The organism is Nocardia sp. NPDC058499 (assembly GCF_042719915.1).
Classification (GTDB): Bacteria; Actinomycetota; Actinomycetes; order Mycobacteriales; family Mycobacteriaceae; genus Nocardia.
In genome coordinates this window covers 984,940-1,007,812 of record NZ_JBHXMZ010000002.1, presented here as the reverse complement: position 1 = coordinate 1,007,812, position 22,873 = coordinate 984,940, and the positions used below count along the sequence as shown (strand labels likewise).

At 66.5% G+C, this 22,873-nt stretch carries 21 protein-coding genes; 16 read left to right on the top strand and 5 right to left on the bottom strand.

Features of this window, described 5'->3' with window-relative positions; all coding sequences use genetic code 11:
- The first annotated feature begins 1 nt into the window (after position 1).
- From ACFWPH_RS09765 to ACFWPH_RS09750, 4 genes are all read left to right on the top strand, one after another.
- Complete coding sequence (locus ACFWPH_RS09765) at positions 2 to 1,651, top strand: hypothetical protein (RefSeq protein ID WP_378749268.1); 1,650 nt, start codon at positions 2 to 4, stop codon at positions 1,649 to 1,651.
- A 55-nt stretch (positions 1,652 to 1,706) separates the two neighbouring features.
- A complete protein-coding gene (locus ACFWPH_RS09760) occupies positions 1,707 to 2,099 on the top strand; it encodes a hypothetical protein (RefSeq protein ID WP_378749266.1) in 393 nt (130 codons plus the stop codon).
- A 118-nt stretch (positions 2,100 to 2,217) separates the two neighbouring features.
- Entirely contained in the window at positions 2,218 to 3,912 is a 1,695-nt protein-coding gene (locus tag ACFWPH_RS09755) for a serine/threonine protein kinase (protein WP_378749264.1), read from the top strand.
- Between the two features lie 128 nt (positions 3,913 to 4,040).
- The gene (locus tag ACFWPH_RS09750; protein ID WP_378749262.1) at positions 4,041 to 4,160 is read left to right on the top strand and encodes a type II toxin-antitoxin system prevent-host-death family antitoxin; all 120 of its coding nucleotides are present in this window, start codon (positions 4,041 to 4,043) and stop codon (positions 4,158 to 4,160) included.
- Between the two features lie 140 nt (positions 4,161 to 4,300).
- On the opposite strand, the gene ACFWPH_RS09745 is transcribed toward ACFWPH_RS09750, so the two are convergent.
- Both ACFWPH_RS09745 and ACFWPH_RS09740 read right to left on the bottom strand, forming a co-directional pair.
- A complete protein-coding gene (locus tag ACFWPH_RS09745; protein ID WP_378749260.1) occupies positions 4,301 to 5,491 on the bottom strand; it encodes an NAD(P)/FAD-dependent oxidoreductase in 1,191 nt (396 codons plus the stop codon).
- Positions 5,492 to 5,634: 143 nt separating this feature from the next.
- The gene (locus ACFWPH_RS09740; RefSeq protein ID WP_378749258.1) at positions 5,635 to 6,072 is read right to left on the bottom strand and encodes a Uma2 family endonuclease; all 438 of its coding nucleotides are present in this window, start codon (positions 6,070 to 6,072) and stop codon (positions 5,635 to 5,637) included.
- A gap of 288 nt (positions 6,073 to 6,360) precedes the next feature.
- Here ACFWPH_RS09740 and ACFWPH_RS09735 point away from each other — a divergent pair, with 288 nt between their 5' ends.
- A complete protein-coding gene (locus ACFWPH_RS09735) occupies positions 6,361 to 7,476 on the top strand; it encodes an RNA-guided endonuclease InsQ/TnpB family protein (RefSeq protein ID WP_378749256.1) in 1,116 nt (371 codons plus the stop codon).
- A gap of 131 nt (positions 7,477 to 7,607) precedes the next feature.
- Here ACFWPH_RS09735 and ACFWPH_RS09730 read toward each other — a convergent pair whose 3' ends face one another.
- On the bottom strand, positions 7,608 to 8,492 hold the full coding sequence (locus tag ACFWPH_RS09730) for a hypothetical protein (protein ID WP_378749254.1): 885 nt from the start codon (positions 8,490 to 8,492) through the stop codon (positions 7,608 to 7,610).
- 36 nt (positions 8,493 to 8,528) lie between these two features.
- Between ACFWPH_RS09730 and glmS the strand changes: the two genes are divergently transcribed.
- Entirely contained in the window at positions 8,529 to 10,412 is a 1,884-nt protein-coding gene (glmS, locus tag ACFWPH_RS09725) for a glutamine--fructose-6-phosphate transaminase (isomerizing) (protein WP_378749252.1), read from the top strand.
- A 271-nt stretch (positions 10,413 to 10,683) separates the two neighbouring features.
- Here glmS and ACFWPH_RS09720 read toward each other — a convergent pair whose 3' ends face one another.
- Positions 10,684 to 11,094, bottom strand: coding sequence for a plastocyanin/azurin family copper-binding protein (locus ACFWPH_RS09720; RefSeq protein ID WP_378749250.1), 411 nt, complete (start codon positions 11,092 to 11,094; stop codon positions 10,684 to 10,686).
- Positions 11,095 to 11,159: 65 nt separating this feature from the next.
- Between ACFWPH_RS09720 and ACFWPH_RS09715 the strand changes: the two genes are divergently transcribed.
- The 8 genes from ACFWPH_RS09715 to ACFWPH_RS09680 all read left to right on the top strand — a co-directional run bounded on the left by ACFWPH_RS09715 (position 11,160) and on the right by ACFWPH_RS09680 (position 18,722).
- Positions 11,160 to 12,617: an NAD(P)H-hydrate dehydratase gene (locus ACFWPH_RS09715; RefSeq protein WP_378749499.1), complete on the top strand. Its 1,458-nt coding sequence runs from the start codon at positions 11,160 to 11,162 to the stop codon at positions 12,615 to 12,617.
- A gap of 499 nt (positions 12,618 to 13,116) precedes the next feature.
- Entirely contained in the window at positions 13,117 to 14,265 is a 1,149-nt protein-coding gene (alr, locus tag ACFWPH_RS09710; RefSeq protein WP_378749248.1) for an alanine racemase, read from the top strand.
- Positions 14,266 to 14,321: 56 nt separating this feature from the next.
- Positions 14,322 to 15,341 carry an alpha/beta fold hydrolase gene (locus ACFWPH_RS09705; protein WP_378749497.1) on the top strand — a complete coding sequence of 340 codons (1,020 nt, stop codon included), beginning with the start codon at positions 14,322 to 14,324 and terminating at the stop codon, positions 15,339 to 15,341.
- Positions 15,334 to 15,834, top strand: a complete 501-nt coding sequence (gene tsaE, locus ACFWPH_RS09700) for a tRNA (adenosine(37)-N6)-threonylcarbamoyltransferase complex ATPase subunit type 1 TsaE (protein WP_378749246.1) — start codon at positions 15,334 to 15,336, stop codon at positions 15,832 to 15,834. Before ACFWPH_RS09705 ends, tsaE begins: the two co-directional genes overlap by 8 nt.
- Positions 15,835 to 15,885: 51 nt before the next feature.
- A complete protein-coding gene (gene tsaB, locus ACFWPH_RS09695; RefSeq protein ID WP_378749244.1) occupies positions 15,886 to 16,584 on the top strand; it encodes a tRNA (adenosine(37)-N6)-threonylcarbamoyltransferase complex dimerization subunit type 1 TsaB in 699 nt (232 codons plus the stop codon).
- A gap of 2 nt (positions 16,585 to 16,586) precedes the next feature.
- Positions 16,587 to 17,099 (top strand): ribosomal protein S18-alanine N-acetyltransferase, encoded by a 513-nt coding sequence (rimI, locus tag ACFWPH_RS09690; RefSeq protein WP_378749242.1) that lies wholly within the window; start codon positions 16,587 to 16,589, stop codon positions 17,097 to 17,099.
- Positions 17,096 to 18,133: a tRNA (adenosine(37)-N6)-threonylcarbamoyltransferase complex transferase subunit TsaD gene (gene tsaD / locus ACFWPH_RS09685; RefSeq protein ID WP_378749240.1), complete on the top strand. Its 1,038-nt coding sequence runs from the start codon at positions 17,096 to 17,098 to the stop codon at positions 18,131 to 18,133. Before rimI ends, tsaD begins: the two co-directional genes overlap by 4 nt.
- Positions 18,134 to 18,224: 91 nt before the next feature.
- Positions 18,225 to 18,722, top strand: a complete 498-nt coding sequence (locus tag ACFWPH_RS09680) for a GNAT family N-acetyltransferase (RefSeq protein ID WP_378749238.1) — start codon at positions 18,225 to 18,227, stop codon at positions 18,720 to 18,722.
- Here ACFWPH_RS09680 and ACFWPH_RS09675 read toward each other — a convergent pair.
- The gene (locus ACFWPH_RS09675; RefSeq protein ID WP_378749236.1) at positions 18,719 to 20,311 is read right to left on the bottom strand and encodes an Hsp70 family protein; all 1,593 of its coding nucleotides are present in this window, start codon (positions 20,309 to 20,311) and stop codon (positions 18,719 to 18,721) included. The genes ACFWPH_RS09680 and ACFWPH_RS09675 overlap by 4 nt on opposite strands.
- A 507-nt stretch (positions 20,312 to 20,818) precedes the next feature.
- Between ACFWPH_RS09675 and groES the strand changes: the two genes are divergently transcribed.
- Together groES and groL are read left to right on the top strand one after the other, a co-directional pair.
- On the top strand, positions 20,819 to 21,121 hold the full coding sequence (gene groES, locus ACFWPH_RS09670; protein ID WP_033243423.1) for a co-chaperone GroES: 303 nt from the start codon (positions 20,819 to 20,821) through the stop codon (positions 21,119 to 21,121).
- 105 nt (positions 21,122 to 21,226) lie between these two features.
- A complete protein-coding gene (groL, locus tag ACFWPH_RS09665; protein ID WP_378749234.1) occupies positions 21,227 to 22,834 on the top strand; it encodes a chaperonin GroEL in 1,608 nt (535 codons plus the stop codon).
- Positions 22,835 to 22,873: the final 39 nt, after the last annotated feature.

Genomic DNA, 22,873 nt, shown 5'->3' with positions numbered 1-22,873 from the left:
TATGCCCGTTGAGATCGAAGATTGCGTAGCGTTCCCTACCCCTGATTTGACCTGGCCGGTCATTAAGATGCTCGAGGAAGGTTCGAAGGCTCTGCTGTATTTCGAGTACTTCGGGCCTCGTTACGACCGTTGGGTCGGCAGCCCGCCCGTGTTCATGAAAAGCTATGCAGAGTTACATGAGTTGTTCTACGCGCAGAATGGGCTCGATGAGGAAAAGTTCCGAACCTTCTCGGGTGTCCTGGCAGATGTCCTTGGGAATGCAAAAGCGCAACATGATGAATTGGTCGGTCTAGCCCGGAACTTGCCATCGATATGGTCTGGCGAGAGCGCAGCGAACGCGTCGGTTATGGTTGCGGAACAATTGACTATGTCCAGTGCCGATATCGAGGTTGTCCAAAAGGTTAAGGAGCAGCTGGAAAAGGCTCCCGACGCGCTGCGCCGGACGATTCTCCCCAAAGTGGAGATGCTGCCGGAGATACTGCAGACACCGAACCACGTTACGCACGATTATAAAACAGCGGAGGATGTCGATTCGATCATTTCGGCGGCACAAGGAGTTGGGTGGACCAACAGTACGGAAAACTCTCTGCTGAGCAAGATTCAGAGGATATTTCCAGGTCTGAGTGATGGGACTCTTTTTCTCGTTCCCGGCATTGGTGGGGACATTGAAGATCACTGCCGGGACTGGCTGAACAAGTTCAAAGTAAGCTATGAAGAAAAGTTGAGGCATTTCATCGATACTTGCACTTCGGTAAATGACGGGGTGCGGGGCGAATACCGCATAATCATCGATTTGATGGGAAATCTATCGGAGAAGGCATATCCCTGCCCCCAGGGTGCCCAGGGGACTCCGGGTACTCCTCAGGCACCGGCGGGGACTCCATCGGGTACACCGGCCGGGACCCCGGCAGGTACGCCCTCCGGGACGCCGACGGGTACCAATCCCAGTACGCCAGGAGCTCCTGGCACCACACCCAGCGGCGACAACCCTTTGTCGGCCCTGACGGAGTTGGGAACTCAGCTCGCCTCGTCGGGTCTCGGCAGTCAGCTCGCAACGGGCCTGAATCAGTTGGTGACTTCTGCGAACGAACAGATTACGAGCACCCTGGAGCAGCTACGCGAACAGGCGGAGCAGGCAGTCGACCTCGACGGCGATGGACAACCGGACGAGGACGCAAACGGCGACGGAAAACCGGACGACCCGGGCGAGGCCAAGGAAGACGGCAAGGGCATCGAGCTGAATGGGAAGGAATACAAGCTCGAAATGGGTCCCGACGGCCAGCTGAGACTGGTGGTCAGTGGTGAGGACGGCGAACCGCAGAACTACAAGATAGAGATCGGCGCAGATGGCAAGCCGACACTGGTCCCCGAAGAATCACCCGGTGAACCCGACTCCGAATCCGGCGATCCAGATACCGAGAATCCGGTCGGCGCAGGCGTACCGCCGGGGGCTCCCGGCGTCCCCAAGGGGACGAATGGGGAAGACGGTGAACACCAGCCCCAGGACTATCCTGCTCCCGTCGAGGACGAAGATCCTTCGCCCGCTGACGATCCGGTGATCGAAAGCAACGAGGAGACCCCGGCGGCACCACCTCCACCACCTCCCCCGGTGGACACCGGTGCTCAATTGGCCGAGGCCGGCCCGCTGTGACCCGGCGGTCGCAGCCGTCATCGTGGCGTAATGTCGTTTGAGGAGGATCGAAACCATGGTTTTTCGGGATGTCGATGAGATCGCCGAGGATGTGTATCGACGGAGTTCGGCCCGGCTCAGTGAATTACGTGCGGCAAACCAGCGGATGGCTGCGGAGAGCCGGGCGCTGACGGAGCAGACGGCTGGAAAAATTCGCCAAACTGTCGAGCGGGCCGAGAACGAAACACGAAAGGCGGGGCGCAGCCTCGATGACCAGTCAACGGTGCTCGGTGATGAACGGTCTGCTCTGGCGGAGCCAGTTCAGCCGGGTGCCGGTGACCTGTACGACCAACGGGAAGCGATCGCCCGTTCGGTCGCAGCTCGTCGATCAGGAACTGTCGTTACTCCGATCGACGATGACGGTGACGACGAGGGCGAGTACTACCGGCGCAAAAGCTGGCTCGTCTGAGTGGCGGACGAGCGGGTAGTTCTACACCGGGATGGCCCTGTCCAGTGCCCGTCCAGGGAAAACGAATCGGGCAGTGAGGTAGCGTTATCACGTTGGAGCGGTGACCTAAGGAGCAGCGGTGTTAGGGGTGGGGGCGACTTTCGCTGGATACCGGATTCAAGGGCTACTGGGCCAGGGCGGAATGGGTACGGTGTACCTCGCGCAACATCCCCGGCTGCCACGCAGTGTCGCGTTGAAGTTGTTGAATCGGGAGGTTTCCACCGATCCCGAATTGGCTCGTCGGTTCGAACGGGAAGCCGATGTCATTGCCCGACTGGAGCACCCGGGGATTGTGGGGATCCTCGATCGGGGTGCCGACGACGGTCATTTGTGGATCGCGATGCAGTACATCCGTGGGACCGACGCTGCCTCGTGGGAAGCCTCCGCCCAGCCGTCGACAACGGTGGTGCGACTACTTGCGGGGGTCGCGTCCGCGCTGGACTACGCGCACAGTCGCGGGGTGCTGCACCGTGATGTGAAACCGGCCAACATCCTGGTCGCGCAGGCGGATGACTTCCGTGAGGCCCATGCAGTGATCACCGATTTCGGTATCGCGGGACTTATCGATTCTACCAACACCAAGATCACGGCGACGGGTACGTTCACCGCGACGCTGGCCTACGCTTCGCCGGAGCAGTTGTCCGGCGAGGTGTTGGATCAGCGGTGCGATCAGTACTCCCTGGCCTGTACGCTCTTCGCCTTGCTGGCCGGACAGCCACCGTATGCGTCGACGAATCCAGGTCAGGTGGTGATGGCCCACCTCTCGAAGCCTGTTCCTCAGGTCAGCACTGTTCGCCCGGATCTACCCCCGGCACTAGATGCAGTTCTGGGACGAGCCATGGCCAAACAACGTGAGGACCGCTTCTCCTCGTGCACCGAGTTCATTACCGCGGCTCGTGACGTGCTCGAGGACCGTTGCGCCTTCGATACAGTCGATTACGCGCGCGTCGCACCGACTGTGCGTAGTTCTCCACCGGTCGGATACGGGCAGCGAATCGAGCCTGAACCCGGGGCGAGCCCTCCCTATCCTCGCTCGGCCTGGCAGTCGCCTGATTCCCGGCCAGGCCCGATGCTGAATGCTCCCGTAGCGGCGTATCCGGGTCGAGGACACCCGATCCAGCACTCTATCCCCGCTGGGCGCGGCAAGTTCCCGATCATTCCGGCCGTGATCGTCGGTCTCGTCGTGATGCTGATCGGTGCTGCTTCAGTTGCTTACCTGTCCCGCTCGTCGGATGGGTCCCCCTCGGCTGGTGAGGGCGTGCCCAACCAAGAGGACTGGGGGGCTCTTCAATACATCAGAGATGACTTCCCCCGCCTTGTCACGGCACACCGGTACGTATTCGAAATGCCCAACGGGAAGCAGGGGTCCTGCAACGCGGCTGCGAAACCCGATGGAAACGAAATCACCTGCCACCAAACGGATAACCCGGGCGTCCACTTCGTCATCAAGGATTTTACTGTTCTCGGCGCCGTGCAGAACTACTTGAATTCGGACGAATTCCGTGACAGCGAGATCATAAATGGATCGAAAGTCGTGCATTCGGCCGAGGTGAAACCGGCGCCCAATCCCGCCCTCGACGGGGTGCCGCAGATGACCGTGCCACCTGACTCACCGACGTCGATCGGCTCACTGGCTGCGATCGCCTACGACGCCTACTTCTCGTTCCCAACCGATCCGGATCGTCAACGTTATTTGATCATGGTGAGATGGAATGACCATACCGCCGATGACATCCTCCGAGACTGGTGGTCTCAAGCTCCCCTCGGTAAATGACAAACCAGGGCTACGCTGACTTCACCTCTGGTCTCGCTCGGCGCTTCACAAGGGTCTGTTCTCAGCTGGCCCAGTAGATGGCTGAGCGCAACCTGTAATCGCTGACGGGCCGCTGATAGGGAGAACTAATGCTCGCGATGACTGCCACCGAGGCACGCGATAACTTGGCTGCGGTTCTTGACGCCGCTACCGAGGACGACGACGAGGTCATCATCACACGGTCCGGCGGCCGAGAACCCGCGGTGTGACCAGTCTGCGTGAATACGAAGCCCTGAAAGAAAACCGCTTACCTCCTTTCGACGCGTACGAATGCGCGCCGTCTGACGGAATCGATATAGAGAATGTTCGAGCCAGTAGAATCCAGGGCCCTGTCTCGGATTTCGGTGTGCTAGGTGACCGGCGCTGACGTGGTGTCGCGCTGTGCCTGCAGCAGCTGTGGGCGGTGTTTGCCGTCCTTGAGCCAGCGGTGGGAGCCCGGCTTGCGTGCTTCGGTCGCCAAGTGCTTGATGCCGGCCTCGCAGGCGAATTCCTTGAGTTTCTTGCCCGCGAACCCGCTGAAATACAGCCGCATACCGGTTTCGTCCTTGTGGCCGAGCTGGTAGATGCCGGCTTCACGGCCGAAGCTGAGGCACATGGCGGGGAAGGCGAGGTCTATCGGGGCCGGCGGTTCGCCCGCGATACGGTGCAGCACGGTGTCGGCGGCGTGGGCGCCCAGGCAGTAGGCGGTGTAGGCGCTCATGCGGAACGGGAGGTTCGAGGGGGCCGAGGAGTCGCCTGCCGCGATGATGCGGTCGTTGTCGATACTGGTCAGTGTTTCGTCGGTGAGCAGGCGGCCGGTGGTGTCGGTGCTCAGGCCGCTGCGCCTGGCGAGGTCGGGGACATCGAAACCTGCTGTCCAGATGGTGAGTTCACTCGCGAGGGCCCGGCCGTCGCCGAGTTCGACCGTGTCCTGGGTGACTGCGGTGACGGTCGCGTCGGGGCCTTCGATCACGGTTGCTCCCAGTCGGGCGAAGTACTTGCGGGCTGTCCGCCGCGCCTTCGGGTGCAGGTACGCGCCGAGGACGCTGCCGCAGATCAAGGTAACCGCACGTCCCTGCTCGGCCAGTTCCGCGGCGGTTTCGATACCGGTCGGGCCGCCGCCGATCACCGTCACCGGCGCGGTCATGGGAATATCGAACAACTGCGACCTGAGCCGTTGCGCCGCCTCCAACGTCGCCACCGGGTAGGCGAATTCGCCCGCGCCGGGTACTCGCGACACGGCGCCGGAGCTGCCCACCGCATAGATCAGGTAGTCGTACCCGATCGTCGTGCCGTCGGCCAGTGTCAGGCTCCGCTCGGCGGGATCGATCCGCGTCACACTGTCGACGACCAGCCGGACCCCCTCGGCCAGGATGTCCTGATAGTCGACGACCGCGTCGTGGGTCCCGCCCACCAGCTGATGCAACCGCAGCCGGGGGACGAAGACCTCACGAGGATTGATCACGGTCACCGTCACGTCGTCGCGCTTGGTCAGGCGATTGGCCGCCATCACTCCGGCATATCCGCCGCCGACCACCACCACATCGATGTTGTTGCTCACGGTGTCTCCTTCGTTTCGAGGGTTCGAAAACTAGACAGCGCAGCTTCGGAAAACCTGACAGGGTGTGACGTGGATTACTGATCGATCGCCCGGGGGACGTGTCCCTCGCCGCTATCGGGGAGTGTGCAAGGCCGAGCGACCGGTCAGAATTCGAGTTCGGCCCAGGGGATCGAGATTGGGAACGGATGTTCGATCTCGATGGCCGTGGTGCCGGCAGGCGTCCACTCGTCGGCGAGGAGATAGTTGGTCTGGTGCAGCGGTCGTACGCCCTCGTGGATTTGTCCCGGCGCGGTTTCCAGGACATAGGCGCGAACGGTCGCGATACGGCGGGGGTTGCGGGCCAGATGTACTTCCCAGTACCAGGGGATACCGCTACCGGCATAGCGGATCTTCTTCGCTTCGATATCGGTCTTGGTGTTGTGCCAACAGTGCCCGGTGCGGCGAGTCATATCGTCGCTGGCATTCCGGCGCAGTGCCGACCAGAAGGTACCTGTGTACTGCTGGTGCTCGAACGGTCCTCGGCGGACCCAGACCACGCGGCCGTCCCAGAGTTCGATCTGGGTGGCGAGTTCCTCGGGCAACTGTCCGAGTTCTTCCCAGGTGAGGTATTCGGGCAGGTCGGGCCGGTCGCCCCCGGTGTGGACATGCCGCTCATATTAGTCGAGCATGCCGGGTTGCCTGGGGTGCTCGGCCCGATGAACAGGTGTTCGCGGGGCGGCGCTACCAGAATGTGGGCTAGTGCGCCGCCCTTCGGGACGGTGGTGAAAGCCCACGCGGAGGGCCGCCAAGGCCCGAGCGTGCCCTAAACCGGGCAGCTCAGATAGCGCATCGACCACAATTCTGTCAACCCCATGTGATATATTTGAGATATGTTGTTGCGGTACAATTTCCGCGTTTATCCGACGCCCGGCCAACAGGTTGCGTTGGCTCAGGCGTTCGGTTGCGCGCGGGTGGTGTACAACGACGCACTCGCAGCACGAGAAACAGCCCGCCAGAACGGTTTGCCGTACATAAAGGATGGCGAACTGTCGAAGGCGTTGACCGAAGCCAAAAAAGCCCCCGAACGAGCATGGCTGGGCGAGGTTTCTTCGGTGGTGTTACAGCAGTCGCTAGCGGATCTGAACACTGCCTACCGGAACTTCTTTCAGTCTGTATCCGGGAAGCGAAAAGGTGCCCGGATCGGGCCGCCCAAGTTCCGGTCGCGGCGCGACAGTCGGCAGAAGATCCGGTTCACGAAGAACGCGCGGTTCTCGGTCGCTGCGGCGGGAAAGTTGCGGCTCCCGAAGATCGGGGACATGAAGGTTGCTTGGTCGCGGGAGTTGCCGTCCGACCCGTCATCGGTCACTGTCATCAAGGACGCGGCCGGCCGGTATTTCGCATCGTTTGTGGTGCAGACCGACGATCAGCCGTTACCGGAGTTGGCTACCGAGGTCGGTATCGACCTGGGGCTAACCACCTTCGCGGTGTTGTCGAACGGCCAGACGATCGCTTCGCCGCGCTTCCTGCGGCAGGCGGAACGCAGGTTGAAGAAAGCCCAGCAGGCCCTTTCTCGCAAGGAGAAGGGGTCGAAGAACCGGGCGAAAGCCCGGATTCGGGTTGCCAAGGCGCATGCCAAGGTGGCGGATACGCGCCGGGACTGGGCGCACAAGCACTCGACACGGATTATTCGCGAGAACCAAGCGGTATTCGTCGAGGACTTGTGCGTGAAAGATCTCGCCCGCACCCGGATGGCGAAATCGGTTCACGACGCGGGGTGGGGCATGTTCACTCGCATGTTGGAGGAGAAAGCCAACCGATATGGTCGCGCCTTCGGCAAGGTGAACCGTTGGTTCCCGTCCACGCAAATGTGCTCCGTGTGCGGGGCTTTGGGTGGGAAGAAGCCACTGCACGTCCGGGAATGGACGTGCACCTGTGGAACGATCCACGACCGCGACTTGAACGCGGCCATGAATATTCTCGCCGCAGGACGTGCGGAGAGAGCCTAAACGCCTGCGGAGGGGCCGTAAGACCAGCCGCTTAGCGGAAGGCAAGTCCCAGTGAAACAGGAACCCACCGAGAGCGCCCGTGAGGGCGCTGGTAGGAATCCTCGCCCTTCAGCTTCAGGGCGGGGAGGACGTCAATTGCGGAGTGTGCGGACCAATTTGCCCACCGTCGCGGGATCAGGGGTGGCGGCGGCCTGGCGGGTTTCCTCCTGGTCCTGGAGTGCGGCCGCCGGGTCGATGACGTGGGTGTGGCGGATCGATGTCTCCGGATCCGAGAAGGCGGCGTAGGTCTTGTCGCCGAGGAGAGTGTGCAGGAGATAGCCCGTGAGGAGGGCGCGGGTGGCGCGGGCTGTTTTCGGTTCGTGTTTGCCGCCGCCGAGCGCGGCGAGTAGGCGGCGGCCCTCGGCGAGGCCGTTGGGGCCGGCGCCTTCGAGGGTGCGCAGGATCGCCGGACCGGACCAGGCCGCCGCGAGGGGGACCGCGTTGGAGTTGAGGGAGTCGATATCGGAGACGCCGGCCAGGATCAGGGCGGGCGTGTCGATATCGGGGGCCACCGATTCGGCGGGCGGTGTGGTGGGGGCCGGGAACAAAGGGGTGACCGCGGCCACGCGGCGCTGGGCGGCGGCGAGGACGGCGGCGCCGGCGCCCATACCGTGGCCGGCGAGGGCCAGCCGGTCGGAGTGCACGGTGACGGTGCCGTCGCCGAGGCGGACGCCGGTGCAGATATCGAGGGTGGTGAGCAGGTCGGTGGCCAGGTTCAGGTGCGAGGCCAGCGGGCCGCGTTCGGTATCCGGCGCGGCGGCGACAATGCCCCAGGATGCGAGGTGTTCCAGCAGCGTGGAGTAGCTACCGGCGCTGTTGAGCCAGCCGTGGCCGAAGGCCACAGCCGGTAGGTCGCGGCCGCTCTCGGGCGTGTACACCACCCCGGGCTGGCCCGCGATGGCCAGATTCCCGCGGAGCACCCGGTGCGGGCCGCGGCTGGTCAGAGTGCTCAGAAGTGATTTCACAGACGCCGACACGACGAGAAGGCTAGCCGATAAGTACTCTGGGGAGCCATGTGCGGAATCGTGGGGTACGTCGGGTACCGGGACGCGTTGGGCGTCGTCGTCGCTGCCTTGCGCCGCATGGAGTACCGAGGTTATGACTCCGCGGGCGTGGCAATTCTCGACGGCACCGGGCAGGCCGCGATCGAACGGCGCGCCGGCCGGCTGAGCAATCTGGAAGAGGCGCTGGACGTCGCGGGCCCGGGCGTGTTCGCCGGGTCCACGGGAATGGGGCATACCCGCTGGGCCACACACGGCGCGCCGACCGATCGCAACGCCCATCCGCATCAGGATGCGAGCGGCAAGGTCGCGGTCGTGCACAACGGCATCATCGAGAACTTCGTCGAACTGCGCCGCGAACTCGAGAACGCCGGGGTCGAGTTGCGCAGCGAAACCGATACCGAGGTCGCCGTGCACATGGTGTCGCGGGCCTACGCCGAAGGGCCGACCGCGGGCGATTTCGAGGCCAGTGTGCTGGCGGTGCTGCGGCGGCTCGAGGGCGCGTTCACGGTGGTCTTCACCCACGCCGACCATCCGGGCACGATCGTGGCGGCCCGGCATTCGACCCCGCTCGTGGTGGGCGTCGGCGAGAACGAGATGTTCATCGCCTCCGATGTCACCGCGTTCATCGAACACACCCGCGAAGCCGTCGAACTGGGCGAGGGCCAGGCCGTGGTGATCACCGCCGACGGCTACCGCGTCACCGATTTCCACGGCTCCACCGAGGGCGTGCACTCCCGGCCGTTCACCATCGACTGGGATCTGGCCGCCGCCGAGAAAGGCGGCCACGACTACTTCATGCTCAAGGAGATCGAGGAGCAGCCCGGCGCGGTCGCCGATACGCTCATCGGTCATTTCGACCAGACTCCCGGCCTGGACGGCCGGATCGTGCTGGACGAGCAGCGTCTTTCCGACCAGGAACTCCGCGATGTGGAGAAGGTGTTCGTGGTGGCCTGCGGCAGCGCCTACCACTCCGGTCTGGTCGCGAAGTACGCCATCGAACACTGGACCCGGCTGCCCGTGGAAGTGGAGCTGGCCAGCGAATTCCGTTACCGCGACCCGGTGCTGGACCGCTCCACCCTGGTGGTCGCGGTATCGCAGTCGGGTGAGACCGCCGACACCCTGGAAGCCGTCCGGCATGCCAAGAGTCAGAAGGCGCGGGTGCTGGCGGTCTGCAATACCAACGGCGCGCAGATTCCCCGCGAATCCGATGCGGTGCTCTACACCCGCGCCGGGCCGGAGATCGGGGTCGCGTCCACCAAGGCGTTCCTCGCCCAGGTGACGGCGAACCTGCTGGTCGGGCTGGCGCTGGCGCAGGCGCGGGGCACCAAGTACCCCGACGAGGTGGCGCGCGAGTTCGCCGAGTTGGAGGCCATGCCGAAGCTGGTGGACCGGGTGCTGGAAACGGCACCGCAGGTGCGGGCGATCGCCCGGGAACTGGCGCGGGAACGGACCATCCTGTTCCTGGGTCGCCATGTCGGCTACCCGGTGGCGCTCGAGGGCGCGCTCAAGCTGAAGGAACTCGCGTATATGCACGCGGAGGGTTTCGCGGCAGGTGAGTTGAAGCACGGTCCGATCGCGTTGATCGAGGACGGGCTGCCGGTGATCGTGGTGATGCCGTCGCCGAAGGGGCGCGGGGTGCTGCATGCCAAACTGCTCAGCAATATCCGTGAGATCCAGGCCCGGGGCGCGCGCACGATCGTGATCGCCGAGGAGGGTGACGATCTGGTTCGGCCGTTCGCCGACGATCTGATCGAGATCCCGTCCGCGCCGACGCTGTACCAGCCGCTGCTGTCGACGGTTCCGCTGCAGATCTTCGCCGCCGAGGTGGCGCAGGCCCGCGGCTACGACGTGGACAAACCGCGTAACCTCGCCAAATCGGTGACAGTGGAGTAGGAGTCTCTCACCACCGGACGTGTTTGCCCACCTCCCGCGTCGGCACCGCCGGCTGCATCGGCGAGGTCATGCGGACGTAATTCGACGGGCTGTATACGCGCGACTGCGCACCCGACCGGTGCCGGTCGGGTGCCCGGTGATTTCGAGCGGATTCGCCTCTGCCTTCGCCCGGCCGCGCGTAGCCGGAATGCACCCGTCGGCGCCTGACAGAGGGGCCTCGCCTGAAGGCCGGCCGGAGTTGAGCCCCGCCGACCCGCTGGATAGTGCCCGGTCAGGCTTCCTCGACGGTGATCGTTCCGCGCATATCCGGGTGGATCGGGCACAGGTAGCGGTATTCGCCCGGTGCGGTGAAGGTGTAGCTCCAATCGCCGACCTCGAACAGCGGGCTGTTCAGGCCCATCGCCTTGTCGCCGATGCCCTGGACGCCGTGCGGGATATCGCCGTCGAAATGCCAGGACACGGTATCGCCCGCGGTGATGGTGATCTCGGCCGGTGCGAAAGCGTCTTCCTCGACGAAGACGGTGACCGTCGCCTCCGGCTTCTCCGTGCTCTCCGCCGATCCGGTGACCGACGTATCGGTGCGGGAAGGGGCGGGCTCGTCGGATCCGCAACCGGCCAGCAGGGCCGCCACGAGCGTGAGTCCGGCGACGGCGGCCGATGCGGCACGGTGAGGTCGGGGCATGACGGCCAAGCGTAGTCTGCTGGCGTCGTTGGCTGTCGACTGCGGAGGTGTGTTCGGTGAGCGAACTGTCCGGCTATTACACCGCCGACGAGGTGCGTGCCGCGGAGGCCGAATTGTTCACCCGGGTCCCCGCGGGGGAGCCGATGCGCCGGGCCGCCTACGGGCTGGCCACGGTGGTGGCGTCCGAACTGCGCTCTCGCAGTGGTGGAATCGCGGGCCGGAAGGTGGGCCTGCTGGTGGGTTCCGGGGACAACGGCGGGGATGCGTTGTGGGCGGGATCGATGCTGCGCCGCCGCGGCGTGGCGGTAACGGCCGTGTTGTTGAAGCCGGAACGAGCGCATACCGCGGGACTTGCCGCCTTACGCCGCGCCGGGGGACGAGTATGTGCCGATCAGGCTGTGGCTCTTACGGAATTGGCCGGCGCGGACCTGGTGATCGACGGGATCGTCGGTATTTCCGGGCGAGGGTCGCTACGTCCGGACGCGGCACGAATCGTTGCGGGCCTGACGGTCCCGATCATCGCCGCCGACCTGCCGAGCGGGGTCGATCCGGATACGGGGGCGGTCGATGGGCCCGCAGTGCAGGCGGCGGTCACCGTCGCGTTCGGTGCCCGGAAACCGGTGCACGCGCTGGCGGCGTCCCGTTGCGGCCGGATCGTGCTGGTGCCCATCGGTTTACGGCTGCCCGACCCGCGACTCGCCGCGCTGGAACCGGCGGAAGTGGGGGCGGGCTGGCCGGTGCCCGGGGCGGAGGACGACAAGTACACGCAGGGAGTTGTCGGGGTGCATGCCGGCAGCGAGACCTATCCGGGCGCGGCAGTGCTCTGTACCGGGGCAGCGGTCGCCGCGACCTCCGGGATGGTCCGCTATGTCGGCACCGCAGGCCCGGCTGTCCTCGCGCAGAACCCGGAAGTGATCGCGACCCCTGATCCAGCCACTACCGGCCGGGTTCAGTCCTGGGTATTCGGCCCCGGCTCCGGAACCGGCCGCAGCGCCCGCGATCGCCTCGCCGAGATCCTGGCCACCGATCTGCCGGTTGTCATCGATGCCGACGGTCTCACTCTGCTGGCGCAGGAACCCGAGCTGGTCCGTGGTCGCCGGGCCGCTACGGTGCTGACCCCACATGCCGGCGAGTTCGCCAGGCTCACCGGCCGCGAACCCGGCCGGGATCGGGTCGCGGCGGTGCGTGAACTCGCCGAAGCATGGCAGGTCACCGTGCTGCTGAAAGGGCGGGCGACCCTGATCGCCGAACCCGGCAGGCCGGTGCTGGTCAACGAGGCCGGCGGCTCCTGGGCGGCGACGGCCGGGGCCGGCGATGTGCTGTCGGGGGTGATCGGCGCCTTGCTCGCCGCGGGCAAGGAACCCGGATGGGCTGCGGCCGCGGCGGCGCGGGCGCACGCAGCGGCCGCCGATATCGCGGCGCACTCCGCGGGATCCGGTGCCGCTCCGATTTCGGCCGGCCCCCTCTTGCGTCATCTCCAGCCGGCCATCGCGTATCTGCGGACCTCGTCGCGCAGGCGATGAAGAGGTATCTTGCTGTGCGCTACGCGGGCGGGTCGGGTCCGCGTGTCGAGACGGCGGTACAAGAGATCGGCTCCGGGTATGTGTGCCCGCGCGAGTTTCCGCTGGGACTCTGTGGTTGTGGCCGTGCGCACGCGGAAATGAGTCGATGTACCCGGTGGGTCGCAGTGGCGCGCCGGTATCGCCGACCCGGCCCCCGCGCGCATCCGCATTGGGTGCATCCGGCGCCACCGCCCCATGCTCGCGCCGTTGCAGCCAGTACGTCGAGGGCGAATCAGTTCATAGCTGCGACACCGGCCGATGCGCTGATGGCGGCGTCCGGCTGCGGTGTCCTCGCTGTGGTGTCCCCGCTGCCGCGGATCGGGGGCACGGCTGCACACGACTACAGTGCCTGGTCTTTGCAGACCCGGATCGCGTCCGGTGAACTCGGTGCCACCGGAGCCTGCCGATGCAGGCCGGTGAGGCATGGGCAGGCGGGCATCGAACCGGACCATTCGGGGAGATGGCAGTATCGGCAGATGTGAATGGGCAAGTGGAGACGATCGTCGATCTGGATGCCATCGCGCACAATGTGGGCGTCCTGCGGGCACACGCCGGCGACGCCGCGGTGATGGTGGTGGTCAAGGCCGACGGTTACAACCACGGGGCCGTCGAGGTCGCGCGGGCGGCGCTGGCCGCGGGGGCGGCCGAACTCGGGGTCACCACGATCGACGAGGCGGTGGCGCTGCGGGCCGCCGGGATCGAGGCACCGATCCTGTGCTGGCTCAATGTCTGTGACGCCGATTACGCCGCCGCCGTCGCCGCCGATATCGAGATCGGGATCTCCTCGCCGGAACAGCTGGGAGCGGTGGCAGCCGCCGCCCGCGAGCTGGGTCGCCGCGCGATCGTCACGCTGAAGGTCGATACCGGGCTCAACCGCAACGGTGTCGATCCGCTCGTCTATCCGACAGTGCTCGCCGACCTGCGGAAACTGGTCGACGAGGGCATCGTCCGGTTCCGCGCGATCTTCTCCCACCTCGCCCATGCCGACGAGCCGTACCACCCGGTGATCGATCGGCAGCGCGACCGGTTCCTGGAAGCGATTGCCACCGCCAAGGAGTACGGGCTGGAACCCGAACTCGTGCACCTGGCGAACTCTGCGGCCACCCTGACCAGGCCGGATCTGGCTTTCGACATGGTGCGCCCGGGGATCGCCGTCTACGGCCTGACACCCGTTCCGGATATCGGCGAATTCGATCTGCGGCCCGCGATGACCTTCCAGGCCGAGGTGGCGCTGGTCAAGGAGGTGACCGCGGGGGAAGGCGTTTCCTACGGCCACGAGTGGATCGCGCCCGCCGACACCACGGTCGCGCTGATCCCGGCCGGCTACGCCGACGGGGTGTTCCGGACCCTCGGCAACCGGATGGAGGTGTGGGTCGCCGGCCGGCGGCGCCCGAACCGGGGCCGGGTCTGTATGGACCAGCTCGTGGTCGAACTCGGTGACAACAGCGACGGGGTGGTGGAGGGCGATACCGCCATCCTGTTCGGCCCCGGCACCCGCGGGGAACCGCGCGCCCAGGACTGGGCGGATCTGCTCGGCACCATCCACTACGAAGTGGTGTGCGCGCCGCGCGGCCGGGTACACCGGCGCTATCGGGGAGGGACGCGGTGAAACCACGGACGACACTGTTACGCGGCGGTCTGGCCACGGCCGGTGTGGTGGGCGCCATGGCCGGTGTGCACGCGCTGCGCCGGGCCGGCGCGAAAGTGCTGTGGCCGCCGGTGCGCGACGAATACCGGGACGAGAACTTCGCGCTGATCGATCTCGACCGCGCCGGCGAGGTGATCGCCGACGACGGTGTCTGCCTGGCCACCCGCGAATGGGGCACCGGCGATGCCGAGGCGACCGTGGTTTTCGTCCACGGCTTCTGTAACAGCATGGAGTCCTTCCATTTCCAGCGCCGGCATCTGGCGCAACGCTGGGGATCGCGGCTGCGGCTGGTGCTGTTCGATCTGCGCGGGCACGGCCGGTCGGGCACCCCGGAAACCGATAGTTGCACGGTGAACCAGCTCGGCCGCGATCTGCTCACGGTGATCGACGCCAAGGCGCCGCGCGGTCCGCTGATCCTGGTCGGGCATTCGCTCGGCGGGATGGCGGTGCTGGCCGCCGCCGCGCATGCGGGTGATCTGTACGCGCAGCGTGTGCGGGCCGTGGCCCTGCTGTCCACCGCCGCCGCGGAGGTGACCTCCGCCGGGATCGGCCAGCTGCTGCGCAACCCGGCGATCGACGGGTTCCGGCTGGCCGTGCACACCGCGCCGGCATTGGTGCAGGCCGGGCGGGTCACCGCCCGGCATATCATCACGCCGATCCTGCATGTGAGTTCGTTCCACGGCCCGGTGAGCCCGACCCTGTCGCGGTTCACCACCATGATGATCGACCGGACGCCGGTGGAAACCGTGGTGAAGTTCCTGAAGGCCATCGAATTACACGACGAGGCCGCGGCACTGCCGGTGCTGCGCGATCTTCCGGTGCTGGTACTCGGCGGTATCCGCGATCTGGTGATCCCGTTCCGCAATTCCCGTGCGCTGGCCCGGGAATTGGCCGATTGCGAACTCGTCCGGCTGCCGGAGTGCGCGCATATGCCGCAGCTGCAGTATCCGGACGAGACGAACGCCGCCCTGGACCGGCTGCTGTTACGCGCCGGGGTGGTCGGCGAGGACGATCTGAGCGAGGCCGCCGGTGGCTGATCACAGCGAGCGGCAGCCCACCGCATCCGCGCAGCGCTGCGAACGCGAACTGCCGACCGTCGCCGATACCGAGGCGCTCGGCCGCGAACTCGCGCGCGGACTGCGCGCGGGTGATCTGGTGGTGCTCGACGGTCCGCTCGGGGCCGGTAAGACCGCGCTCACCCGCGGTATCGCCGCCGGTCTGGGAGTCGGAGGCCGGGTCAGTTCACCGACCTTCGTGATCGCCCGCCGCCACCCCGCGGGCCCGCGCGCGGACGGTCCGCCGGTGCCGCTGGTTCATGTCGACGCGTATCGGCTCGGCGGCAGCCTGGACGAACTCGATGCCCTCGATCTCGATACCGAACTCGACGATGCGGTCGTCGTGGTGGAGTGGGGCAGCGGTGTGGTGGAACGGCTGACAGGCCGCCATCTGCTGGTGCGGATGGCCCGCGAACCGGAATCCGAAGTGCGGACGGCTACTTGGGAGTGGGTGGCCATCGGCCCCGGCGAGTAGCCGTGCGCCACCACCGTGTGCGGTCGGTCACCCGGTATCGTGGACCAAATCATGCTTGCACTTGCTGTCGACACCGCGACGCCTGCCGTCACGGCGGGACTGGTCGAGCTGGAGCAGGCGGCGGCCGGTGCGAACAGCCCGGACACCGCCCGCCCGCGGACCCTCGCCGTCCGGACGCTCGTCGATGCCCGCGCCCACGCCGAAGCACTCACCCCGCAGATTTTGGAATGCATCTCCGAAGCGGGTATCGCCCGCACGGATATCGCGGCAGTAGTGGCCGGTATCGGTCCCGGACCGTTCACTGGGCTGCGCGTCGGGATGGCCACCGCCGCCGCGTTCGGTGATGCGCTGGGTATTCCGGTGCACGGAGTGTGCAGCCTGGATGCCCTCGCCGCCGACTGTGCCGGTGAACTCGGACCGGACGACGAACTGCTCGTCGTCACCGACGCCCGCCGCCGCGAGGTGTACTCCGCGCGCTACCGCGGCCGCCGCATCGCCGGCCCCGAGGTCGGCAAACCCGCCGACCTGGATATCGCGGGCGCCACCAAGGTCGCCGGGTCCGCGGCACATACCGCATTGTTCGACCTGCCCGTGCTGTCCGCGCAGACCCCGTCGCCCGCCGGTCTGGTGCGGGTGGCGGCGCCCGCGTTGCTTTCGGGCGTGACCCCGGAGCCGCTGGTTCCGATGTACCTGCGGCGACCCGACGCGGTCGAAAAAAGCTACCGCACCCTCGACCGGATGGGAGCGTGACGATGGGGATCCGGATAGAACCCATGGCACCGGCCGATATCGCCGGCTGCGTGGAATTGGAGCAGCTGCTGTTCCCGGAGGACGATCCGTGGCAGGCCGTATCGTTCCACTCGGAGCTTTCGGCCCGCTACAACCGCTACATCACCGCGCGTGACGAGTCCGGGAGAATGGTCGGCTACGCGGGGATCGCGCTGCTCGGTGATGCCGAGCATCCGGAAGCCGAGGTGCACACCATCGGGGTCGATCCGGCCTGCCATCGCGCCGGTATCGGCACGATTCTGCTCGAGGCGCTGCTGGCCGAGGCCGGGCGCCGCGGCGGGCCGGTGTTCCTGGAGGTGCGCACCGATAACGCGCCGGCGATCGCGCTGTACGCCAAACACGGTTTCCACATCATCGGCCTGCGTAAGAACTACTACCACCCCAGTGGCGCCGACGCGTACACGATGCGCCGCCCCGCGCTGGAAGATGTTCCGGCGGGTGTCGTCCCGCGTACTCCGGACGGGGTGCTGTCGTGATCGTCATGGGGATCGAGAGTTCCTGTGACGAGACCGGCGTCGGAATCGTACGGCGCCATCCCGACGGCAGCTGCGAACTTCTCGCCGACGAGGTGGCCTCGAGCGTCGCCGAACATGCCCGCTTCGGTGGGGTGGTTCCCGAGATCGCGTCGCGCGCCCATCTCGAGGCGATCGTGCCGGCCATGCGCCGTGCCCTGTCCACCGCCGGGATCGTCGCCCCCGACGCCCTCGCGGTAACCATCGGACCCGGTCTCGCGGGTGCGCTGCTGGTGGGGGTGGCGGCCGCCAAAGCCTATGCCGCGGCCTGGGATATCCCGTTCTACGCGTTGAACCATCTCGGCGGTCACGTCGCCGTGGATACGCTCGAGCACGGCCCGATGCCGCCGTGTGTGGCGCTGCTGGTTTCCGGTGGGCATACGCATCTGCTGCATGTCGAGGATCTGTCGCGGCCACTGATCGAATTGGGTAGCACGGTCGACGACGCCGCCGGCGAGGCATTCGACAAGGTGGCCCGCCTGCTCGGCCTCGGATACCCCGGCGGCCCCGCGCTCGACGCGGCCGCGGTCACCGGCGACCCGACGGCGATCGCCTTCCCCCGCGGAATGACCGGTCCGCGCGACGCCCGCCACGACTTTTCCTTCTCCGGGCTGAAAACCGCAGTCGCCCGGTACGTGGAGGCACAGCACCGCCAGGGTATCGACGAGTTGCCGATACCCGATATCGCGGCGTCGTTCCAGGAAGCGGTCGCGGATGTGCTGACCATGAAGGCGGTCCGCGCGGCCCAGGATGTGGGCGTGGACACGCTGGTGCTCGGCGGTGGCGCCACCGCGAACACCCGTATCCGTTCCATGGCCGAAGAACGATGCGCCGCAGCAGGTTTGACGTTGCGGATACCGAAACCGCGGCTGTGCACCGATAACGGCGTGATGATCGCCGCGCTGGGAGCACACGTGATCGGCGGCGGCGCCGAACCCTCGCCGCTGTCGGTGGCCAGCGATCCGGGCCTGCCGGTATCGGTCAGCCAGGTGAGCTGAGGTGGTGGGGTGCGGAGCCGTTCGCTCAGCCCCCGGACAGCGGTAGCCGTCCGGCGGAACCGCTCATCAGCGCGAACAGCTTGGAGTCCGCATGTCATTGCCACCTGCACATCTCGTCGTGCGCCCCGCGCTCCGTGCGGACATTACGGCCCTGCAAGAGATTGCACGCCGCACGATCGACGCGAGCTATCGCTCGTTCCTGGGCGATGAGGGGGTTGATCGTTTCATCGACTCAGGCGCATCGGATGAGCACGTCGAGAGCCACGTCCGGCAGGGGCACGTTTACTGCCTGGATGTGCACGGAGACCCCGCGGGTTTGATGATTCTCGACGGGCCGACCGTCGACCTGATGATGATCGACATCCGTAATCATCGGCGCGGGCTGGGCAAACTGTTGCTCTCACGAGCTGAGGAGATCCTGTTCGCCCGGTACAGCGAAATCCGTCTCGAAACCTTTGCGGGTAACGCGGCGGCGATCGCGTTCTATCGAGCGTGCGGCTGGTCGGCGGTAGATCGCCCCGATTCGGATACCGAATCGGCCGTGACGAAGATCGAGTTCGTGAAGTCGGGTGGCCGCCTGTCCCACTAACCCGCGGAACCGGTGCCGGGAAGCCTGGGTACCGGTGGTGGAGGCGTGACCTGGAACGTTGTTTCGGTGCTCTGGGTGCCGTTCTCGGACGGGGTATCCGAGGTGGACGGCGAGTCCGGAGCCGGTTGTTCCTCGGCGGGTGGTGGTGGGGCGAGAGCGCCCGGACCGAGGCCTTCCGGGAACGGGATCGGCGGCAGGTTCGGGTCCGGGCGCAGGGTCGGCTGCGAGGACGGCGGGGCGGGCGACGTGGGCGAAGTGGTGCCCGTGATCGTCGTCGGCGGCTCGGTGGGCGAGGTCGGTTCGGCGCTGGTGGAGGGTGCTGTGCCGGTATCCGGTTCGGTCGTCACCGGCGGTTCGTATGTGGGCTCGTAGGTCGGTATGTAAGGGGTGCCGGTTTCGGCGGGTTCCTCGATCGGCTGCGGTGCCGCCTCGGTGGTGGTGGGGGCAACAGAGGTGGTGGGGGCAGCCGTGGTGGTGGGCGGGACCTGCGCGCTGCTGGTCGTTCCCGCGGGGGAGACCTCGTCGTCGGAAGACGGTGTGCCGGTGTTCACTCCGTACCCGACGATCAGCCCGACCACCACGATCGCGCCGGCGACCGTACCGAACGCCTTGAGCAGGGTGTTCCCGGACTTGTCGGGAGTGAGCGCGCCGATCGGCGTGGCGGAGCTGGCGGTATCGGCCAGCAGCGCGGCGCCCTTGGCGATCACGGCGTCCGGGTCCGGCACCGTCACGACGGGCAGATCCAGTTCGCTGCGCAGGGTTCCCAGTACGGCCGGGATATTCGCCCCGCCGCCGATCACCACCACCGCTTCCGGTGTCCGGTCGGCCAGCCCGAAGGTCATCGAGGTGAACCGCGCCAGTTCTCGCAGCAGGCGGGCGGCGAGGAGTTCGAAATCGGTACGGGTGAGTTTGAGCGGCCGGCCGGCGATATGGTCGATGGTGACGGCCTGGGTGACCGACAGATGCTCTTTGGCGGTGCGCGCCCGGTTGATCAGCACACTCCGGTTGGGCCGGGTGCCGCGCCGGGCATAGTGCTGATCGACCAGATGCCGGTACAGCAGATCATCGATCGCGCGCCCGCTGACCGTCGTGGTGCGGGCGGTGTGCAGGACCGTACCGTCGGCCGGGTCGGCCACCGAGACCGTGCAGCCGGAAGCGCCGAGGTCGATCACCGCGACCGTGCCGTATCGATCCAGCAGGCCGGTATCGCGCAGGAAGGTGAGCGCCGCGGTGGTTTCCGGAACCAGTTGCGGTTCGCGGTGTTTGCCGGTGGCCATCCGGATCGCCTGGGCCTGTTCCTTACCGCGGTAGGCCACGGCGACGCCCGTGGGCGGGCGTTCGGCGACGACGTCGAGACCGGAGGTCCGGGGGGCGGGAACATGCGGTCCGAAAACGGCTTCGTGCTGATGGCTCCCGGGCAGCTGGGTGGTCATCAGCTCGATCGAGGACGCGACGAGATCGCCGAGGTCGGAATGTTCCTCCGCCGAGACGACCCGGTAGTCGAACTTCCGCGCACCGTTGGCCGCGGTGGTGACCAGTGCGGAGCACACCACCTCGTTCCCGGCGGAGATGCCGAGCGACGTACGCATATTCTCTTCACCTCCTTTCGAGCGGAACCTCGTCGTTCGCGCCGGCCTGTCCGGACATGGGGCGAGGCTGTTCACGAGACCACCGCCGTCTGCGGGAAGCGGTGGGCTCGCGAACAACCATCACCCATGGTGCCACGATCTGTTATCCGAACGTTACAGAGTCGGAGAATCATTGGGAAGCCCTGTTTCTCTGGGTTACCCGCCGTAGTCCGCCCCAACCCGGCGACCAGCGGCCGCGTTCTGTGGCGTGTTGGTGACAGCAAGATCATTTCGCCGGGAATACCGCCGATCGGCGGGTTGGCACCGCCTGCCCTTGAGCGCTGGCACTCTCATGTATAGAGTGCTAGCTGGCACCGATTGTTGCCCGGTGCCAGGCTTGACTACTGAGCAGGCGGTCCCGGCACCCGCGACGACGGGGCTATGCGCAGGGTCAGCATCGTGACCGAATCGATGGTCCGGGACAACAGTTCCGGACGACCGTTATCCCCTGAAAGTGGAGGGCTCAACGTGGCGAGCGTGAACATCAAGCCGCTCGAGGACAAGATCCTCGTCCAGGCCAACGAGGCCGAGACGACGACCGCCTCCGGCCTGGTCATCCCTGATACGGCCAAGGAGAAGCCGCAGGAAGGCACCGTTGTCGCCGTCGGCCCCGGCCGGTGGGACGACGAAGGTGAAAAGCGCATCCCGCTGGATGTCGCAGAGGGCGACACCGTCATCTACAGCAAGTACGGCGGTACCGAGATCAAGTACCAGGGTGAGGAATACCTGATCCTGTCCGCGCGCGACGTGCTGGCTGTCGTCGGCAAGTAATCCGACTGCCGCGCATGCATTCCGCCCCGGTGTCGAACGCTGACCCGGGGCGGAGTGCGTTGTGCCACACAACTCGAAGCGCACCAGATACAGGAGCGAAGACATATGGCAAAGCAGATCCAGTTCGACGAGCACGCTCGGCGGGCCCTGGAGCGCGGTGTCGACAAGCTCGCCGATGCGGTCAAGGTCACTCTCGGCCCGCGCGGCCGGCACGTGGTGCTGGCCAAATCGTTCGGCGGCCCCACCGTCACCAACGACGGTGTCACCATCGCGCGTGATATCGATCTCGAGGATCCGTTCGAGAACCTCGGCGCCCAGCTGGTCAAGAGCGTCGCCACCAAGACCAACGACGTGGCAGGTGACGGCACCACCACCGCCACCGTGCTCGCCCAGGCGATGGTGCGCGGCGGTCTGAAGAACATCGCGGCCGGTGCCAACCCGATCGCCATCGGCGCGGGCCTGGCCCAGGCCGCCGACGCGGTTTCCGAGGCCCTGCTGGCCGCGGCCACCCCGGTCAGCGGCGAACAGGCCATCGCCCAGGTCGCCACCGTCTCCTCGCGGGACGCGGAGATCGGCGAGATGGTCGGCAAGGCGCTGACCACGGTCGGCAAGGACGGTGTGGTCACCGTCGAGGAGTCCTCCACCCTGCAGACCGAACTGGTGGTCACCGAGGGTGTCCAGTTCGACAAGGGCTACCTCTCGCCGTACTTCATCACCGACGGCGACAGCCAGGAAGCCGTGCTGGAGGATGCGCAGATCCTCCTGCACCGCGAGAAGATCAGCTCCCTGCCGGACTTGCTGCCGTTGCTGGAGAAGATCGCCGAATCCGGTAAGCCGGTCCTGATCATCGCCGAGGACGTCGAGGGCGAGGCGCTGTCCACCCTGGTGGTCAACTCCATCCGCAAAACCCTCAAGGCCGTCGCGGTCAAGGCGCCGTTCTTCGGTGACCGCCGCAAGGCGTTCCTCGACGATCTGGCCGTCGTCACCGCCGGTACCGTGGTCAACCCCGACCTGGGTATCAACCTGCGCGAGTCGGGCCTCGAGGTACTCGGTTCGGCGCGCCGCGTAGTGGTCACCAAGGACACCACCACGATCGTCGACGGCGCCGGCACCCAGGACGATATCGCCGCCCGCAGCGCGCAGCTGCGCCGCGAGATCGAGGCCACCGATTCCGATTGGGACCGGGAGAAGCTCGAGGAGCGGCTGGCCAAACTGGCCGGCGGTGTCGCGGTGATCCGGGTCGGCGCGGCCACCGAGACCGCGCTCAAGGAGCGTAAGTACCGGGTCGAGGATGCGGTCAGCGCGGCCAAGGCGGCCGTCGAGGAGGGCATCGTGCCCGGCGGCGGTACCGCGCTCGTACAGGCCGGTACCAAGCTCGACAGCCTGATCGCCGGCCTGTCCGGTGACGAGGCCGTCGGCGCCGAGGTGCTGCGCGGCGCGCTGCGGGCGCCGCTGTACTGGATCGCCAGCAACGCCGGCCTCGACGGTGCCGTTGTCGTGAGCAAGGTCGGTGAGGGCAAGGAGGGCTTCAATGCCGCCACCCTGACCTACGGTGATCTGCTCACCGACGGTGTCGTGGACCCGGTCAAGGTGACCCGCTCGGCCGTGATCAACGCCGCCTCGGTGGCACGGATGGTGCTCACCACCGAAAGTGCCGTGGTGGACAAGCCCGCCGAAGAAGAAGACGACCACGGGCACGGTCACGCCCACTGATCCGACCTCCCGGCCGCCCGCCGGCCGGGACCGGTAGGG